Annotated in this window: 14 protein-coding genes; 6 read left to right on the forward strand and 8 right to left on the reverse strand. The window is 35.3% G+C overall.

The genetic code is table 11. The features are described 5' to 3' along the window. Positions 1-59 precede the first annotated feature (59 nt). The 3 genes from P177_RS06335 to P177_RS20025 are packed head-to-tail and all read left to right on the forward strand — an operon-like array spanning position 60 to position 2,027. Complete coding sequence (locus P177_RS06335; RefSeq protein ID WP_036153056.1) at positions 60-554, forward strand: GyrI-like domain-containing protein; 495 nt, start codon at positions 60-62, stop codon at positions 552-554. After that, the gene (locus P177_RS06340) at positions 551-1,834 is read left to right on the forward strand and encodes an MFS transporter (protein ID WP_036153059.1); all 1,284 of its coding nucleotides are present in this window, start codon (positions 551-553) and stop codon (positions 1,832-1,834) included. Before P177_RS06335 ends, P177_RS06340 begins: the two co-directional genes overlap by 4 nt. Beyond that, the gene (locus P177_RS20025; protein ID WP_167333097.1) at positions 1,812-2,027 is read left to right on the forward strand and encodes a DUF4345 family protein; all 216 of its coding nucleotides are present in this window, start codon (positions 1,812-1,814) and stop codon (positions 2,025-2,027) included. The genes P177_RS06340 and P177_RS20025 overlap by 23 nt, the downstream gene beginning before the upstream one ends. A gap of 183 nt (positions 2,028-2,210) precedes the next feature. On the opposite strand, the gene lptB is transcribed toward P177_RS20025, so the two are convergent. From lptB to P177_RS06365, 4 genes are read right to left on the reverse strand one after another with little or no spacing between them, the layout of a single operon-like run. Continuing rightward, entirely contained in the window at positions 2,211-2,951 is a 741-nt protein-coding gene (lptB, locus tag P177_RS06350) for an LPS export ABC transporter ATP-binding protein (RefSeq protein WP_036153061.1), read from the reverse strand. A gap of 51 nt (positions 2,952-3,002) precedes the next feature. Continuing rightward, on the reverse strand, positions 3,003-3,353 hold the full coding sequence (locus P177_RS06355; protein WP_036153063.1) for a carboxymuconolactone decarboxylase family protein: 351 nt from the start codon (positions 3,351-3,353) through the stop codon (positions 3,003-3,005). Further along, positions 3,337-4,218 (reverse strand): twin-arginine translocase subunit TatC, encoded by an 882-nt coding sequence (gene tatC, locus P177_RS06360; protein WP_036153066.1) that lies wholly within the window; start codon positions 4,216-4,218, stop codon positions 3,337-3,339. Before tatC ends, P177_RS06355 begins: the two co-directional genes overlap by 17 nt. Continuing rightward, complete coding sequence (locus P177_RS06365) at positions 4,218-5,195, reverse strand: KpsF/GutQ family sugar-phosphate isomerase (protein ID WP_036153068.1); 978 nt, start codon at positions 5,193-5,195, stop codon at positions 4,218-4,220. Before P177_RS06365 ends, tatC begins: the two co-directional genes overlap by 1 nt. Before the next feature lie 173 nt (positions 5,196-5,368). Here P177_RS06365 and P177_RS06370 point away from each other — a divergent pair, with 173 nt between their 5' ends. Then, positions 5,369-7,579 (forward strand): RecQ family ATP-dependent DNA helicase, encoded by a 2,211-nt coding sequence (locus tag P177_RS06370; protein WP_245233010.1) that lies wholly within the window; start codon positions 5,369-5,371, stop codon positions 7,577-7,579. An 88-nt stretch (positions 7,580-7,667) separates the two neighbouring features. Here P177_RS06370 and P177_RS06375 read toward each other — a convergent pair whose 3' ends face one another. The 4 genes from P177_RS06375 to P177_RS06390 form a co-directional block, all read right to left on the reverse strand. After that, positions 7,668-8,978: a carboxypeptidase-like regulatory domain-containing protein gene (locus P177_RS06375; protein WP_051941738.1), complete on the reverse strand. Its 1,311-nt coding sequence runs from the start codon at positions 8,976-8,978 to the stop codon at positions 7,668-7,670. Between the two features lie 95 nt (positions 8,979-9,073). Next, positions 9,074-9,817, reverse strand: a complete 744-nt coding sequence (rluF, locus tag P177_RS06380; RefSeq protein WP_036153071.1) for a 23S rRNA pseudouridine(2604) synthase RluF — start codon at positions 9,815-9,817, stop codon at positions 9,074-9,076. Between the two features lie 16 nt (positions 9,818-9,833). Beyond that, positions 9,834-10,967, reverse strand: a complete 1,134-nt coding sequence (locus tag P177_RS06385) for a serine hydrolase (RefSeq protein WP_036153073.1) — start codon at positions 10,965-10,967, stop codon at positions 9,834-9,836. Positions 10,968-10,982: 15 nt separating this feature from the next. Next, positions 10,983-11,222, reverse strand: a complete 240-nt coding sequence (locus P177_RS06390; protein WP_036153076.1) for a hypothetical protein — start codon at positions 11,220-11,222, stop codon at positions 10,983-10,985. Positions 11,223-11,477: 255 nt separating this feature from the next. Between P177_RS06390 and P177_RS06395 the strand changes: the two genes are divergently transcribed. Together P177_RS06395 and P177_RS06400 are read left to right on the forward strand one after the other, a co-directional pair. Next, the gene (locus P177_RS06395; RefSeq protein WP_245233011.1) at positions 11,478-12,329 is read left to right on the forward strand and encodes a peptidyl-prolyl cis-trans isomerase; all 852 of its coding nucleotides are present in this window, start codon (positions 11,478-11,480) and stop codon (positions 12,327-12,329) included. Positions 12,330-12,363: 34 nt separating this feature from the next. Then, positions 12,364-13,761 (forward strand): peptidylprolyl isomerase, encoded by a 1,398-nt coding sequence (locus tag P177_RS06400; protein ID WP_157486480.1) that lies wholly within the window; start codon positions 12,364-12,366, stop codon positions 13,759-13,761. The last annotated feature ends 3 nt before the right edge of the window (positions 13,762-13,764 follow it).

The raw sequence follows: 13,764 nt of genomic DNA on the forward strand, positions 1-13,764 counted from the left end.
ATTGAAATTTGATGCTAGTCAGTTTTCTAGGTTTTGAATGAATTCCTTAAGTTTGATTAATGGCAAATACATACACGACTCCAAAAATTGTTACTCTAGAAGAAAAAATATTAGTTGGATTTTCAACCGAAATGAGTTTAAAGGATAACAAAACTCAGGAACTTTGGAAAGGCTTTAGGCAGCGTAGTAAGGAGATTGCCAATAGGTCGTCTGATGATTTTATCTCTCTACAAGAATACCCGGTAGATTATTTTAAAGCATTTTCTCCTGCAAATAGATTTGTAAAATGGGCTTGTGTTGAGGTTGAAAATTTAGAGTTCATTCCAGAGGAAATGAATAGTTTAATTTTAGAAACTGGCTTGTTTGCGGTGTTCAATTACAAAGGAACTGCACAAAATGCGCAGGCTTTTTTCCAATTGATTTACGGAGAATGGATACCCAATTCTGATTATATCTTAGATGACCGTCCTCATTTTGAAGTGCTGGGAGCTAAATACAAAAACAATGATCCAAACTCAGAAGAAGAAGTTTGGATTCCGATAAGAGAAAAATGAAAGACCCCGAAAAAGCGCCTTGGTATTATCTGTTGTTATTGATTTTAGCAGGGGAGAGCGTCTTTATTTTACCTTTTGTATTACAGCGTGTTTTTAGACCTACCGTTTTAAAAGTGTTTGAACTTGATAATGTTTCGTTGGGTTTGTGTTTTTCCGTGTATGGCTTTGTTGCATTGATTTCTTATTTATTAGGCGGACCTTTAGCCGATAAATTTCAGCCAAGAAAATTAATAGCCATTGCGCTTTGGATGACCGCTCTTGGCGGATTGGTCTTTGCTACATTCCCAGACTATTTAATCTTGCAAGTACTTTACGGCTTTTGGGGTTTTACTACAATTTTCTTGTTTTGGTCGCCTATGATAAAAGCTACCCGAGTGTGGGGAGGTCAAAGTTCACAAGGCAAAGCTTTTGGTTTTTTAGATGGCGGTAGGGGATTGGTAGGGGCACTATTTGGAACATTGGGAGTGCTTGTTTTTTCTCACTTTATGTCGGCAGATCTAGAAGTTGCCACTTTGGAAGAAAGTAGGTTTGCTTTTCGGTATGTAATATTGACCTCTTCGGCTATAGTATCTATTGTAGGTGTTCTGGTCTGGTTTTTTATGAGATTACCTGAAAGCCTTGAAAACGAGATTGTCGTAGAAAGAATCACCGTTTCTCAAATTAAAGAAGTACTGCGTTTACCTTCGGTTTTACTACTTATGATTATAATTTTATGTGCTTACGTAGGTTATAAAATCACCGATATTTTTTCGCTTTATGCGCAAGATGTAATGTTGTACAATGAGGTAGAATCTGCGGAAGTAGGTACCTTTTTATTATTCGCAAGACCGGTAGTAGGTGTTTTTATAGGTGTGATAGCAGACCGTTCTAGACCTACTCTATTTCTATTGATAGGTTTTGTTGTTGCACTGTTAGGTTCTTTGTTGTTCGCATCGGGTATGGTTGCCAATGTTTCATATTTCGTATTCTTGTTCTCTATCATGATTGTGGCATTAGGCGTGTATGCTATTCGTTCTTTATACTTTGCGGTAATGCAAAGCGGAAGAATTCCCATGGCACTAACCGGAACTGCGGTGGGGTTAATTTCGTTGATAGGGTATACTCCCGATATTTTTGCGGGTCCGGCAATGGGCTATTTATTAGATGCATCACCTGGCTTAGAAGGGCATAAGCATGTATTCTGGATGCTAGCCCTGTTTTCATTTATTGGAGCAATTGCGGCATTTAGATATTTTCAACTTTATGGCAAATCAGGATATGAGGATTCCAAAAAATCTTAATTTATTATTATCAGGGGTTGTTGTTATTATAGCCGGTGTGGTTTATGGAGGTCACCCATCATATATTATGCCCGAACTTTTGGGTTTTGAAGTGGTTGATTTGGAGCTAAAGAATATGCTACGTGCGGTAATGGGTATTTATATGGGTGTAGGGCTGTTTTGGATATTGGGGTCCTATAAAACGAAACTTTGATATGCAGCAACCTTATGTAATGTGCTCTTTATGGGTGGAATTTCTTTTGGTAGAATAGTAAGTACGTTGTTTGATGGAATATCACCATTATTCACACCCGCATTAATTTTAGAATTGTTATTCTTTGGCTGGGGATTATATAATCTTAAAAAGTATAAGGAAATAAAGTAGGTGTAGTACTCATTAAAAATCCAATTTCTTCTTTCTTAGTTCAAAGTTCTGACCCAGATAAACTTTACGTACCATTTCATCGGCAGCTAATTCTTCTGGTTCTCCTGATTTTAGAATACCACCCTCAAACATTAGGTAAGAACGCTCTGTAATAGCAAGCGTTTCCTGTACGTTGTGGTCTGTGATAAGTATACCAATGTTTTTGTCTTTTAACTGCGCTACAATACGTTGAATATCCTCTACGGCCACGGGATCTACCCCGGCGAAAGGTTCATCTAGCAAAATAAATTTTGGATCCGTAGCCAAAGCTCTAGCGATTTCTGTTCTTCTTCGCTCACCACCTGATAATAAGTCACCACGACTTTTGCGTATATGACCTAAACCGAACTCCTCTATAAGCGACTCCATTTTCATGTGTTGCTCTTTTTTGCTCAATTTTGTCAATTGAAGTACGCTTAAAATATTCTTTTCAATACTTAGCTTTCTAAAGACAGATGCTTCTTGTGCCAAGTACCCAATACCATTTTGTGCTCTCTTGTACATAGGAAATTTGGTGATTTCCATATCATCTAAATAGATGCTGCCGCCATTGGGTTTTACAAGCCCAACGATCATATAAAAGGAAGTGGTCTTACCGGCACCGTTAGGTCCAAGTAACCCTACAATTTCACCTTGATTAACTTCAAGAGAAATTCCTTTAACCACCCTACGACCTCTGTAGGACTTCATTATATTGTCGGCACGTAACTTCATGTTTTCAAATCTATTGGTTATTGGTCTGTTAGAAAAGTAATTGGCGATTTTTTAACCTTGTTGGTTTTCTAATTCTTCCCAATATTCATAAGCTCTTCTCAAATGTGGAATTACAATGGTACCGCCAACTAAGGTGGCAATACTTAAAGTTTCCATGACCTCTTCTTTAGATACGCCTTCATTGTAAGAACTTTCTAAATGGTATTTTACGCAATCGTCGCAACGCAATACGGTTGATGCAACAAGACCTAATAATTCTTTGGTTTTCACATCTAAAGCACCTGCAGCAAATGCATTGGTATCTAAATTAAATATACGTTTTACAACTTTATTGTTATCTGCCAGTAACTTATCGTTCATCTTAGAACGGTAGGCATTAAATTCTTCAATTTGGTTTGACATTTCTATTTTTCTTTTTTTCTTTTTCAGCTTTTTTTCTTTCTTTTCTCAATACCATCGCAGATATAAAAATACTTATCTGGTATAGTACAATTACCGGTATGGCAACTATAATCTGACTTGTAACGTCTGGTGGTGTAATTACAGCAGAAAGTATCAAAACAACTACTAAGGCTATTTTTCTGTACTTCTTCATCAATTCAGGTGTAACTAAACCTACTTTAGTTAAAAAGAAAATGATAATCGGTAGTTCAAATAATATACCACAAGCAAGTACGGATATTTTTAATGTCCCAATATAAGAGTCCAAATCGAACTCGTTTAAAACGGAGTCACTAACAACATAAGACCCTAAGAAGTTAATTGAAAGTGGCGCTACAATGTAGTATCCAAATAAAACTCCTATAAAAAATAAGATAGAGGCAATTAATATAAAACCGCGGGAGTTCTTGCGCTCATTGGCATGTAGCCCCGGACTAATAAATTTCCACATTTCATATAAAATGTAGGGAAATCCAAGAATAACCCCTGCCCAAATAGAAGTCCATATGTGGGCAGAAAATTGGCCGCCCATTTCACGACTCTGAATGGTAAATGGAAATTCATCGGCACAGAAAGAGGAATCTATTACCGTAAAAGATTGCACTTTATTCAACCACGTAGCAATATCACAAAAGAAGCGATACGTGGGGAAGTTCATGTTTTTTGGTCCGAATATTATGGTGTCAAAAATGAAACCTTTCATTAAAAAGGCAACACTTCCTATGATAACAACTGCCAATACGGATCTTATTAAATGCCATCTTAGTTCTTCTAAATGATCAAGAAATGACATCTCATTCGGTGGCGTGGTAGTTTTGGAACTCATTATAAAATACCTTCGTTTATTAAATTATGTAAATGGATAACGCCAACATACGTATCTTCATCCATGGCTAACAATTGTGATATTCCCTTTTTTTGCATGTGTTCTAAAGCCTTAATTGCCAAGGTGTTTGCAGGTATGGTTTTAGGGTTTGTTGTCATGATGTCTTCTGCAGTCAAACCTTTAATGTTGTCATGTTTGTTTAGCATGCGTCTAATATCGCCATCGGTTACGATACCAACAACTTTTTTGCCATCAAGTACTGCTGTTACGCCCAACATTTTTTTAGAGATTTCAATAATAACTTTTTTGACCTCTTCATCTTTTTGAACTTGTGGGACTTGATTTTTACTTACCAAGTCTGCAACTCTTAAATATAATCTCTTGCCTAAAGATCCACCAGGATGGTATTTTGCAAAATCAGAACTGCTAAATCCTTTGATTTCTAAAAGTACAATTGCAAGTGCATCACCCATAACTAATTGAGCTGTAGTACTTGTTGTAGGAGCTAGTCCGTTAGGGCAAGCTTCCTTGTCCACATGGGTATTTAAAATAAAATCTGCTTGTTTTGCCAAAAAAGAATCGGTGTTCCCCGTCATGGCAATTAGCTTGTTCGTACCTCTTTTTATGAGCGGAACCAACATCTTTATTTCTGGTGTATTTCCACTGTTTGAAATACAGATAACAACGTCATTGTCTTGTACGGTTCCCAGGTCTCCATGAATGGCATCTCCAGCATGCATGAAAATTGCGGGAGTACCTGTGGAATTCAGGGTAGCTACAATTTTGGTGGCAATGATAGCGCTCTTACCAATGCCTGAAATTATTACACGTCCTTTTGCTTCAATAATGCAGTTTACGATGCTAGCAAAATCATCGGTTAAAAGTGAGGAAAGTTGTGCTATAGCATCACGCTCAGTTTCAATGGTTTTTCTCGCTAAGCCAATAATGGTGTCCGTTGCAATCAATCTATTATTCAAATTATGGATTGTATTCCTAAAAGAATGTATTATCTTTAAGATGACAAAATTAAACAATCTTAATTTTAAATGCCGATTATCGCATAATAATTTGGAAACGCATAGCTAGGCAATTTGTAATTTTGTTCGCTTATAAAATTTTAAAGTAAGTAGTGTCCCCTTAAATGTAAAATGTGACAGACAGTAAAGAATTTGACAATATCGATTTACATTCCTCATTAAAAAAATATTTTGGTTTTTCTCAGTTTAAAGGACTTCAAGAAGAGGTAATTAAAAATGTTTTAAAACAGAATAATACGTTTGTAATCATGCCAACTGGTGGTGGTAAATCTATGTGTTACCAGTTACCTGCCCTTATGCAAGAGGGTACTGCAATTATCGTATCTCCGTTGATTGCTTTAATGAAAAATCAAGTAGATGCCATACGTGGGGTTTCTTCTGAGGTAGGAATAGCCCATGTTTTAAATTCCTCATTAAATAAAGGGGAGATAAAACAGGTGAAAGAAGATATCACAAAGGGAGTCACTAAACTACTGTATGTTGCACCAGAATCTTTGACAAAAGAAGAGAATGTAGAATTTCTACGTTCGGTAAAGGTCTCATTTGTAGCTGTAGATGAAGCGCATTGTATATCTGAATGGGGTCATGATTTTAGACCTGAGTATAGAAATTTGAAATCTATAGTTGCACGATTAGGAGATAATATTCCTATCATCGGACTTACAGCAACGGCAACCCCAAAGGTTCAAGAAGATATAATTAAGAATTTAGGTATAGGCGGGGCAAAGCTTTTTAAAGCTTCTTTTAACCGTCCTAATTTATTTTACGAAGTACGTACCAAAACAGAGAATATAGAAGCGGATATCATCCGTTTCGTGAAACAGAATTCTGGTAAATCAGGAATTATATATTGCCTTAGTCGTAAAAAGGTAGAAGAGTTAGCTCAAGTATTGCAGGTAAACGGAGTAAGTGCCGTACCATACCATGCAGGTTTTGATGCTAAAACGAGATCTAAATATCAAGATATGTTCTTGATGGAAGATGTAGATGTGGTAGTCGCTACCATTGCCTTTGGTATGGGGATAGATAAGCCGGATGTGCGTTTTGTTATTCATCATGATATTCCAAAAAGTATTGAAAGTTACTATCAGGAAACAGGAAGAGCTGGTCGTGATGGTGGAGAAGGGCATTGTTTAGCTTATTATTCTTATAAGGATATTGAAAAGCTAGAGAAGTTTATGTCTGGTAAACCTGTTGCTGAACAAGAAATAGGAAATGCTTTATTGCAAGAAGTGGTTGCGTATGCGGAAACCTCCATGTCTAGACGTAAGTTCATGCTTCATTATTTTGGAGAGGAATTTGACGACGTTAACGGTGAAGGTGCCGAAATGGATGACAATACCAGAAATCCTAAAGAGAAAGAAGAGGCGAAGGATAATGTTGAGAAGTTACTTAAGGTAGTTACTGGTACAAGTGAAAAGTTTAAATCTAAAGAAATCGTAAACGCGTTACGCGGTAAAACAAATGCGATAATATCTTCACATAAGACCAATGAAAAAGAGTTTTTTGGCATTGGTTCTGATAAGGATAAAAGCTATTGGATGGCACTTATTCGCCAGACATTGGTTGCCGGATTGTTAAGAAAAGAAATTGAACAATACGGCGTATTACATGTAACGGATAATGGTAAGGAGTTTTTAACTAAACCATCATCTTTTATGATGACCAAGGATCATGTTTACAATGCCGAAAATGATAATGCTATTGTTGGTGCCGCTAAATCTGGCGGTATTGCCGATGAGAAATTATTAAAACAATTAAAAGATTTAAGAAAAGCACAAGCAAGGAAAATAGGAGTTCCGCCATTTGTAGTTTTTCAAGATCCTTCGTTAGAGGACATGGCGTTGAAATATCCTATTTCACATGAAGAAATGTTGAATGTTCATGGAGTAGGAGAAGGTAAGGCTAAGAAATACGGTAAGCCATTTATTGCTTTTATTGCCACTTATGTTGAGGAAAATGAAATCATTAGACCAGATGATCTTGTAGTTAAAAGTACAGGGGCTAATTCTGCCTTGAAGCTATATGTTATACAAAATGTAGATAGAAAATTACCTTTGTCTGATATTGCATCGGCAAAAGGATTGGAAATTCCTGATCTTATTAAAGAAATGGAGCAAATTGTATATAGCGGTACAAAGTTGAACCTTAATTATTGGATCGATGAGATTTTAGATGAGGATCAACAAGAAGAAATACATGAGTACTTCTTAGAGGCGGATAGTGATAACCTTGAGGAAGCAATGACCGAATTTGACGGTGAGTATGAAGAAGAAGAGTTAAGATTGTATCGATTAAAATTCATCAGTGAAGTAGCAAACTAAACAATAATACCTCCAGTAAATAAAATTCCCTTTGTAATTCTGTTATAGAATAGCAAAGGGATTTTTTCTAAACACTACTTAAAATTTTCTATCTCGCAGCTGTACCACTGATAGATTTACCTTTTCGTAATTGTCTTTGTATTTTTTTGATGGCAGATTCTATTGATTTTTCTGGTTCAATAATATTATATTCTCCCCAGAAATCTGGATCAGCAAAGCCAATAGCTTCATCACTTAGTATAATGGAAGACTTCATTCTATCCTTATATTTAGGGAAGGCATTGTCAGTATTTTTCTCCCAATCTGTAATGGCCATTTCACAATTCATGCTATATACCGAGTTGAATAAGCGTTTGTCCCAATCTATTTTAAACTCTAATAGCACATTGCTATATCCATAGTACCATTTTCCGTCTTTTTCTCTGTAGTCTACACGGTAAGAAACCTCTGTTGGCCAAACATCTGCGTTTTTTGGTTTTCTTCTTACAAACATTTGAGATGCCAATCTTTTATCTGTAATGTTTAGAGAGTAAATGGCGCTGGTTAAAATCTTGTTTTCTGCATCGATATATAATTTACCGTTATATAATGGGTCTATAATTTCAGGCTTTTGCTTGAAATCAATAACATAAATTAGTTGATCATTTACTCGTGTAGAAGTGTCAAATGAGAAATCGTAATATGCTAATGTTTCCGGAGTAAAAATGTAGTTAGGGTATTTTACCATGTCTACGAACAACGTATTGAACGGTCCTCCTTGAAGTTTTAAAGCAACAGTATCTAACTTAGCGTAGTCAGTGCTTTTTCGTGCCTTGTAAAGTTCCAGTGCATCGGTTTTTTTAGATGAATACGGAGTTTTGTAAATATTAACTACCGCTTCGGAAAGACTTACGTTTGTTCTTCTTTTTTTAATAGTTTCTCTGTAAAAAGCGGTCATAACAGTACTTTCATTTAAATAGTTGTCCCCTTTTTTGTTCAGTGTCTCCTTTACCAAGGCTTCAGCATCATTTGGTGCATCTATACTTGCCTCTGATAAAGCCATAACAAATTCTGTCATGAAGATTTTGTTCTTCTTTTCCTCTAATTCAGTAATGGCAATTTGTTTCGTTTTATATCCTAAAAAGGCAATAGTTAAGTTGTTCACAGTGTACTCATTTGGAACTTTCAGCGAAAACTGTCCTTCAGAGTTGGTGATGGTGGTTACATTGGTGTTGTCAACGGTTAGTGTAGCGAAAATTAATGGTTTCTTACTATCAGCGTCTAAAACTTCACCGGTGTATTCGGTGTAATTACTAGTCTGTGCCCACATATTATTTGCTCCTATTCCTATTGAAAAAAGAAATACCAATAAATACTTTATAGAATGGTTCTTAAATGAAAAATTGTATTCTTGTGACATAACGAATCTTTTCTTTATAAGGTAGTGATTAATAACGAATTAAAGGATTTTTTACTGTTAAATCATTAGTGTTGGAAAATGATAATATGGCAAAATTACTTTTTACCATCAAATGTTTTAGATGAGGTACTTACCAGTCTATTGATTTCCTTTAATTCTTCTTCGGTAAGATCACGCCATTTTCCAACGGGTACATCTAATTGCACGTTCATAATTCTAATGCGTTTCAACTTCTTTACCCTATAATCTAAATATTCGCACATTCTACGAATTTGCCTGTTTAGACCTTGAGTTAGAATGATCCTGAATTGATACGTACTTACTTCAAAAACTTCACATTCCCTGGTTACTTGATCAAGAATAGGAATTCCTTTTCGCATCCTATTTAAAAAATCTATCGTAATAGGTTTGTCTACCGTTACCAAATACTCTTTCTCATGATTGTTACGTGCGCGTAGAATCTTGTTTACAATATCGCCATCATCGGTTAAAAATATAAGTCCCTCACTTGGTTTGTCTAATCTCCCAATTGGAAAAATACGCTTTGGGTAGTTAATGTAATCTATAATATTATCCTTTTCTACACCTGTATCTGTGGTACAAACAATGCCTATAGGTTTGTTGAATGCCAAATACGTAGATTTTCCCTTAGGTGCTTTAATTAGTTCTCCATCAACTTTAACAACATCACCGACTGATATTTTAGTTCCCATTTCTGGCACTTCTCCATTAATGGTTACTCTGCCTTGGTCAATCAATTTGTCTGCAGCTCTACGTGAGCAATAACCAGCTTCGCTAAGGTATTTGTTTATTCTAGTTTTATTGGTGTTGTCTTGCATAATCAGCTTACTGTTTCTAATGTTGATTTCGATTTACTTCTTGTTGGTAGATTTCTCTTCCTAATTGTGCTAAAAACGGAATTCCGATTTCATCATACTCATAGGCATCGTCATTGAAGATACCGTCTTTATTCACTAAAACTGTTGCGGTTAAAAGAAAGTCGATATTCTTTTCTGTGTCTTTAATATATGCGCAATCGGTTAGCGTACCGTAGGCAAATCCTACTTTATTATAAATTTCGATATGTTGGGGAATGTCTTTTTTAGTATCACCATATATGAAAAACTTACAATAACCATCGTAATATGTGGTTGGGTCATAACCTGCTTTTTGAGGAACGGTGTGCATTGCTGTTAATAAATGTTCACGCTGTTCAGTACTAAGGTCAAATTGTTCTGATGCTTTATACTTTTGAGGAAATACTACTCTTTTTAACAGGTTGTGTTGCGATTGAATAGGGTAATAGTTTTTCAAACTAAAATCGAATGGTTCTTTTATTAACTCTTCATCTTCATAATAACCTACGCCCTTTTCAATATCTAACAGTTCTAACTTTTTAGGTGTTTTGTTGAGTAAAGAATTAGTAATGCCAGTAGTTGAATCGTTTAAATAGATAATTAAGGGCTTTGTTCTTAAATCATCTGAATGATAACCTAATCTGTGGCTAAGTCTAACAGGTGATATTTTTTTATTGTTCAAACTCTCATTGATGGCTTCAAATCCTAAGAATTCCACCAATCTATTGTTTGCTAAATTATCGCTAACAGCAAAAATTTTGGATACATCTTTGGCAAACGTACTTTCAATAGTGTCACCTTCTATGTAATACCTGGTATTTATAGTTAAGCTGTCTATTTGATTTAACTTTTCTAGAGCTAGTACGGCAGTTGGGAATTTAACTGTGCTTGCAGGATAAAAATACATGTTGTCGTTTACCTGAAAATCATAATCGGTAAAAAAGACGCTATCATTTCTTCTGTCAATTTGTGTGTATCTAATTTGAACTTGATAGTTTTCAACACTATCCATCACCCTTTTTATTTTAGGATTATCAGAAGATAGTGCAACCTCCAGAAAATTTAAATTCCGTTGTTCTTGAGCGCAAGAAGATAAAAGGACACCACATATAAAAAGAAGAAAGTGCTTCATGCTACTATGTTTTATTTATGGAATATAGACTTCACCGCGGTGAGGTTTCAATAAGTCTCTGACCGTAATCATTTCCTTTTCTTCCACGACCATAAATGCAATACTGTACATGTCGTTTATTTCCTTAAAACCGGTAATGCTTAACGCTGTTTTTTCTGAAGCTATGAATTCATTTAGGTGCTTAACATGATGTTCTGCCGTTTTTAATGCAGCAGGACCTCTAAAGTCCCATATTAGTTTTATCTGTCGGTTCAAGAATATGTTGTGTTAGGTTATAAAATAAGTAGCAAATTTACCTAAAAAATGGCAGTTTGTGGTTAGTAAGTATTGAGATTACTATGGGGTGAATTACTATTTTTAGTTGATTATTAGCTATTTGTTATATCTTGTGAGACCTAAAAAAATGTGTTAAGTAAATCCTTATGCATTTGCACACGATTTGGTTATTGCTATTTTTGCTCGATGTTTTTTAAGAAATCAATGTTTTTACTACGTAAGTTTTACCCTATTATGACCATAGGGCTAATTTCTTTTGCTTTCGTTTCTTGTGACGGTCTGTTTAAGAAAGAAGAGGAAAAGAAGGTTATTGCTAGGGTAGGCGAGTCTTTTTTATATGAAGATGACCTGGCGCCGTTAATCACAGAGAATATGACAAAAGGGGATAGTGCTTCTTTTGCTGTTAACTATATAAATAATTGGGCTTCTAAGCAGTTGTTGCTTTCTAAAGCAAAAATTAATCTATCAGAAGAAAAACTGGCAGAATATAATGCTTTGGTAGATGACTATAGAACTGAATTATACACTAGTGTTTATAAAGAAGCATTGGTGGCACAGGCTACGGATTCGGTTATTACAGACGAGCAGTTAAATGCGTTCTATGAAAATGCCAAAGAGAATTTTAAGCTTAAAGAGCGTATTGCAAGAATACGTTTTGTTGCTTTGCCAAAAGGATTTTTAGATCAAGATGAGGTAGGGAAACGGTTAAAAAGATTTAAAAAAGACGATGTTAGTTATTTAGATTCTATTGGTGTTCAGTTTACTAAATTGAATTTTAATGATTCTATATGGGTGCGCTACACTAGAATATTTGAAGAAATACCCCCAATTAACCCAGACAATGCCAATAAGTACTTAAAAAATTCACAATTTTTTGAATTAGAGGATTCAATCGGGGTATATTTGGGAAAAATAGAGGAAACTAAAGATGTTAATGACATAGCGCCTTTGTCTTTTATTAAACCTACAATTGAACAAGTTTTATTAAGTCGTAGAAAAATGGACTACCTACGCAAATTAGAAACTGAATTATTAGATGAAGCAATCAAGGATAATGAATTTGAAGTTTTCGAAAATAAAAAATAGTGTTTACATAGGGGCGGTTTTACTGTTCTCAGGTATGGCAACAGCGCAAGATTCTATACCGAATGTTTCTGCTGATGAAGCAGAATCAATGGAAGCTATAGCTGAAGCAGCGCCAGTAAAAAAAGACTCCGCAACTAATTTTAAAAGAATTAAACTAGATGGTATAGCCGCAGTTGTTGGTGATTACGTAATCTTAGATTCTGATATTGAAAAAACATTGATCGATCTTAAAAGTCAAGGTGCATCTACAGAAGATATTACACACTGCGGACTTTTAGGTAAGTTAATGGAAGATCGTTTGTATGCTAACCAAGCTGTTCAAGATAGTATCTTGGTTTCAGATGATGAGGTAAATGCAACTGGTGATCGTCAACTGCAGTCTTTAGTGCAGCAAATAGGCTCAATGGAAAAGGTGTTGAAGTACTATAAGAAAACGGACGAAGCTAGTTTTAGAGAAGAACTTTATAAGATTAATAAGTTACGTATGCTTTCTGAGCGTATGCAACAGGATATTATTAAAGAAATTGAAATTACCCCAGAAGAGGTTCGTCAGTTCTTTAACAAGATACCAGAAGATGAACGTCCGGTATTTGGTGCTGAGTTAGAAATTGCACAGATTACCAAGGAACCAGAGCCATCTGATGAAGAAAAGCAGAAGGTAATAGACAAGCTGAATCAGATCAAGGCAGATGTTGATGATAACGGCTCTAGCTTTAGTGTAAAGGCTATTTTATATTCTCAAGATCCAGGCTCTAAGTCTAAAGGTGGTTTTTATAGTATTACGAAAGACACAGGTTTTGATAAGAAGTTTAAAGATGTTGCCTTTAGTTTGAGAGAGGGTGAGGTTTCTGAGCCATTTGAGACTACGTTCGGCTTTCATATTATTTATATCGAGAAAATTAGAGGTCAAGAGCTGGATTTAAGACACATATTGATTCAACCGGAAATCTCTCAAAATGTTCTGGATGAAGCTAAAACGGAGTTGGATAGTATCCGTAAGAAAATTATCGATGGCGAATTTACTTTTGCCGAGGCTGCGTTAAATTTCTCAGATGAGAAAGAAACCAAGTTTGATGGTGGTTTGTTACGTAATCCAATAAACTTTGATTCTAAATTTGAGTTGACTAAAATGGATCCTACGTTGTACAATCAAGTACAGAACTTAAAGGATAATGAAATTACATATCCTGTATTGGAAGAAGATCCAAGAGGTGGAGCTCCAAAATATAAAATTCTTAAGATTACCAATAGGTATGATGAGCATGTTGCTGATTTCTCTAAAGATTATACTAAGATTCAAGAATTGGCGCTTACTGAAAAGAAATACAATGCCATTAAAAAATGGATGGACGAGCATATAGAAGATACCTATATTAGTGTTAACGATGAGAACAAAGATTGTGAGTTCGCTAATAACTGGGTAAAAGAATAGATA

Origin of the sequence: Maribacter forsetii DSM 18668, from assembly GCF_000744105.1 — a bacterium.
Classification (GTDB): Bacteria; Bacteroidota; Bacteroidia; order Flavobacteriales; family Flavobacteriaceae; genus Maribacter; species Maribacter forsetii.

Coding starts and splice junctions, on each gene's coding strand:
- P177_RS06335 (WP_036153056.1), top strand. CDS start 60: ATGGCAAATACATACACGACTCCAAAAATTGTTACTCTAGAAGAAAAA.
- P177_RS06340 (WP_036153059.1), top strand. CDS start 551: ATGAAAGACCCCGAAAAAGCGCCTTGGTATTATCTGTTGTTATTGATT.
- P177_RS20025 (WP_167333097.1), top strand. CDS start 1,812: ATGAGGATTCCAAAAAATCTTAATTTATTATTATCAGGGGTTGTTGTT.
- lptB (WP_036153061.1), bottom strand. CDS start 2,951: ATGAAGTTACGTGCCGACAATATAATGAAGTCCTACAGAGGTCGTAGG.
- P177_RS06355 (WP_036153063.1), bottom strand. CDS start 3,353: ATGTCAAACCAAATTGAAGAATTTAATGCCTACCGTTCTAAGATGAAC.
- tatC (WP_036153066.1), bottom strand. CDS start 4,218: ATGAGTTCCAAAACTACCACGCCACCGAATGAGATGTCATTTCTTGAT.
- P177_RS06375 (WP_051941738.1), bottom strand. CDS start 8,978: ATGTCACAAGAATACAATTTTTCATTTAAGAACCATTCTATAAAGTAT.
- rluF (WP_036153071.1), bottom strand. CDS start 9,817: ATGCAAGACAACACCAATAAAACTAGAATAAACAAATACCTTAGCGAA.
- P177_RS06385 (WP_036153073.1), bottom strand. CDS start 10,967: ATGAAGCACTTTCTTCTTTTTATATGTGGTGTCCTTTTATCTTCTTGC.
- P177_RS06395 (WP_245233011.1), top strand. CDS start 11,478: ATGACCATAGGGCTAATTTCTTTTGCTTTCGTTTCTTGTGACGGTCTG.
- P177_RS06400 (WP_157486480.1), top strand. CDS start 12,364: ATGGCAACAGCGCAAGATTCTATACCGAATGTTTCTGCTGATGAAGCA.